Raw genomic sequence first — 4,099 nt, 5'->3', positions numbered from 1 at the left:
TTAACTCCAGCTGACCCGGTTCTAACGCCAACAATGCTGACAAGGTTGCATCCGCCGCCGATAGCGCTTCCCGGTATGCGGGCACTGACGCTTTCACCCGGTGCAATTGCACGTCAATTTGTGCTAACTCCAGCTCCGAAGCCATGCCGACCTCTAATCTGGCCAGCACTATGGCACGACTTTGCTGCAGGTTTTCCAGATTTTCTTCGGCAACCTCCAGCCGCAACTGCGCTCCACGATATTCGCCGTAGCTGGTGGCCACCTGACTGATCAGTCGCACTTGCGCGTCGCGCCAGAGAATATCGGCTTGCTGCGCCTGAGCCTCCGCCGCTTCACTGGCTCGACGTAATTTGCCGAACAAGTCCAGATCCCAGCTTAAGTTGGCACCGCTGCTGTACCCGCGGGTAATAACGTCATCATCGTCTGCCGACAGAGTATTGTTTTCACTCGCCTGATAACCTGTTTCCAGCGTCCCTTTCGGCCATGAATCGTTGTCGGCATCACGAAATACCGCATAAGCCCGGTCGACATTCGCCCTGGCTTGCGCCAGGGTACGGTTCTGCTCCAGAGCACGCTCTACCAACTGATTAAGCTCAGCATCGTCAAACGCCTGCCACCAGTTCAAAGCCTGCTCGGCCTGCTGATACGGCTGGCTTAGGTTAATGCTTTCTACCTTCTCCGGCCTTTGGTAGTCCGGCCCGGCAGAGCAGGCGCTTAGCGACGCCACGAGTAGAGCAAGGGTTGATAGCTTCACTGTATTACGCATGTTTGTTTTCCTCCGAAGAGCTTTCCGTTGGCTCTGGTAGCGCCTTTTTCTCGCCACGTTTAGCCAACATGTAGTAGAACAGCGGCGTTAAAATGAGACCGAAAATGGTGACACCAATCATGCCGGAGAACACGGCAACGCCCATGGCCTGGCGCATTTCAGCGCCGGCACCGGTGGAGAAGACCATAGGCACCACACCCATAATAAAGGCAATAGACGTCATCAGTATGGGGCGCAAACGCAGGCGACCGGCTTCCAGAATGGCTTCCATGGTACTCATACCGTGGTCCTGCAGCTCTTTGGCAAACTCGACAATTAGAATGGCGTTCTTCGCCGCCAGCCCCACCAGCACAATTAAACCTATCTGGGTAAGAATGTTGTTGTCCCCGCCATAGATAAGCACACCGCTTAACGCCGATAACAGGGTCATCGGAATAATCAGGATGATGGCCAACGGCAAAGTTAAGCTTTCGTACTGCGCAGCCAGCACCATAAAGACCAGCAAGATAACCAGCGGATAAATGAACATGCCCGCATTACCGGCCAGAATTTGCTGGTAAGTCAGTTCTGTCCACTCGTAGGTCATGCCGTTCGGCAAGGTTTCAGCGAGAATTTTTTCAATGGCCGCCTGTGCTTCCCCTGTGCTGTAACCCGGCGCAGGACCACCGTTAATTTCAGCGGTGGTAAAGCCGTTGTAATGCATGACTCTATCCGGTCCTGCGGTGTTGGTAATGTTCATAAAGGAGCCCACAGGAACCATTTCACCACTGCCGTTACGCACTTTCAGCTGACTGATTTGCTCAGGCGTTTGGCGAAACTGCTCATCTGCCTGCATATTCACCTGATAGGTACGCCCGAACCGGTTAAAGTCATTCACATACACTGAGCCCATATAAGCCTGCAAAGTCTGGAATACCTCATCCAGGCTCACATCTTGTTGCTTAGCTTTCGTACGGTCGACATCGATATCAAGCTGCGGCACATTCACCTGATAACTGGAAAATACGCCGGTCAGTTCAGGCGTCGCCCAGGCCTTTTGCATCACCTCCATATTGACCTTATACAGCTCTTCGTAACCATGGTTAGCACGGTCTTGTATTTGCAGACGGAAACCACCAATAGTCCCTAACCCTTGCACTGGCGGGGGCGGGAATATGGCAACGTAAGCTTCATCAATAGCCGCGAACTTCTGGTTCAATGCGCCCGCTATTGCATTAGCCGACATTGAAGAATCCGTTCGCTCATCAAAGTCAGTTAGCGACACAAACACAATTCCGGAATTCGGACTGTTAGTTAAACCGTTAATACTCAGACCCGGAAAGGCAATTGAGTTCGCCACACCCGGATGATCCAAGGCAATACTCGACATTTCTTTAATGACCGCAGCGGTGCGATCCAGCGAAGCGGCATCCGGCAATTGTGCAAAACCCACCAGGTATTGCTTGTCCTGACTGGGCACATAACCAGTAGGAGTCGTCGCAAACTGCAGACCGGTTAACCCTAATAAAGCCACATACAGAACGCCTACAATGACGCCATAGCGGATCACTTTTTTAACCAGCCAGCCGTAACCTTTAGACAAACGGGCAAAAAAGCGGTTAAAGGGTTCAAATAACCAACGGCCTAACAGCTTATCCATACCGCGGGTCAGTATGTCTTTTTTCTCGCCATGACCTTTTAACAGAAGCGCCGCCAATGCAGGGCTCAGCGTTAGTGAATTGATGGCTGAGATAAAGGTAGAAATGGTAATGGTTAACGCAAACTGCTTATAAAACTGACCGGTTAAGCCCGACATAAAGGCGGTTGGAATAAATACCGCTGCCAGCACCAGTGTCGTCGCGACAATAGGACCAGTCACCTCTTTCATGGCTTTTTGTGTAGCAGCAATGGGGGACAAACCTTCGCTAATATTCCGCTCTACGTTTTCCACCACCACAATGGCGTCATCCACGACGATACCAATAGCCAGCACCAGCCCAAACAGCGACAAGGTGTTTAACGAAAAGCCCAGCAAGTGCATGAAGGCAAAGGTTCCAACCAGCGACACCGGTACCGCGACCAAAGGAATAATTGAGGCGCGCCAGGTTTGCAAAAACAGCACCACAACCAGTACCACCAACAATACAGCTTCGAGCAGAGTTTTCACTACCGCATCAATAGAGCTGCGCACAAAAACGGTTGTGTCGTACACAATGTCGTACGTTAAACCGTCAGGAAAACCTTTCGACAATTCCGCCATTTTGGAGCGAACATCGTCAGAAATTTGAATGGCATTGGAGCCAGACGCCTGGAAAATAGGAAGCGCTACCGCGTCTTTATTGTTCAGTAACGAGCGCAGCGCATAAGTTGAAGCGCCAAGCTCAACACGGGCGACATCTTTTAAGCGACTGATCTCGCCGTTCTCGCCCACCTTGATAATAATGTCTTCAAACTCTTCGACGTCTGTCAGACGGCCTTTCACATTGATAAGCAACTGAAAATCAGCGTCACCGCTTGGCTGAGAACCCAAACTGCCAGCTGCCGCCTGTTGGTTTTGCTCACGAATTGCCTCGGTAATTTGCGCCGGGGACAAACCCAGTGCGGACACCTTATTAGGATCCAGCCAGACCCGCATGCTGTATTCGCCAGCGCCAAATAACTTGACCGCCCCAACGCCTTCTATACGCGCCAGTTCGTCTTTGATATTTAAGTTCGCATAATTCGACAGGTACAGCATGTCGTAGCGATCATCCGGTGAGGTTAGATGCACCATCATGGTTTCATTTGGAGACGACTTCTCAGTCACTACCCCCAAGCGCTGCACCACCTGTGGCAGGCGCGGTTTGGCTCGCTCTACCCGGCTTTGCACCTGAGTTTGCGCTAAATTGACGTCGGTACCGATAGCAAAGGTAACGGTCAGTGTCATACGACCATCCGAGGTGGCCTGAGAGGACATATACAACATATCCTCCACACCATTAATTTCCTGCTCCAGTGGCGAGGCCACAGTTTCCGCTATGACTTTGGGGTTAGCACCCGGGTAGTTAGCCGTTACTACAACCGTTGGTGGCGCCACCACCGGGTATTCGGTAATAGGCAGTTGCCATACCGCTATCGCACCGGTAATAAAGAACAACAGCGAGATAACCGCGGCAAAAATCGGCCGTCGGATAAAAAATTGAGAAAACATTCAGTACCCCTTAACCGTGGTTATCTTCTGTAGATGTCTGCGCCGTTAACTCGTTATTGGCTTCGTCCAGCAACTGTTGCACTTTACGCAACCGGACCAGTTGCTCACTGCTTGCCATTGGCACCAGTTGAGGATCAACTTTCATATTGGCTCTAACTCGCTGC

2 protein-coding genes are annotated in these 4,099 nt (G+C 51.5%); both read right to left on the bottom strand.

Features of this window, described 5'->3' with window-relative positions; translation table 11 throughout:
• Positions 1 to 766 (bottom strand): TolC family protein (locus R3187_RS18690; protein ID WP_318968552.1); only part of this gene is annotated, 766 nt, incomplete at its 3' end.
• Positions 759 to 3,935 carry an efflux RND transporter permease subunit gene (locus R3187_RS18685; protein ID WP_204997552.1) on the bottom strand — a complete coding sequence of 1,059 codons (3,177 nt, stop codon included), beginning with the start codon at positions 3,933 to 3,935 and terminating at the stop codon, positions 759 to 761. The genes R3187_RS18690 and R3187_RS18685, both read right to left, overlap by 8 nt.
• Positions 3,936 to 4,099 lie beyond the last annotated feature (164 nt).

It is taken from the genome of Arsukibacterium sp. (assembly GCF_033721375.1).
Lineage (GTDB): Bacteria > Pseudomonadota > Gammaproteobacteria > Enterobacterales > Alteromonadaceae > Alishewanella.
Note: the sequence above shows the minus strand (reverse complement) of the source record. Positions and strands in the feature narration are given on the sequence as shown.

Coding starts and splice junctions, on each gene's coding strand:
- R3187_RS18685 (WP_204997552.1), bottom strand. CDS start 3,935: ATGTTTTCTCAATTTTTTATCCGACGGCCGATTTTTGCCGCGGTTATC.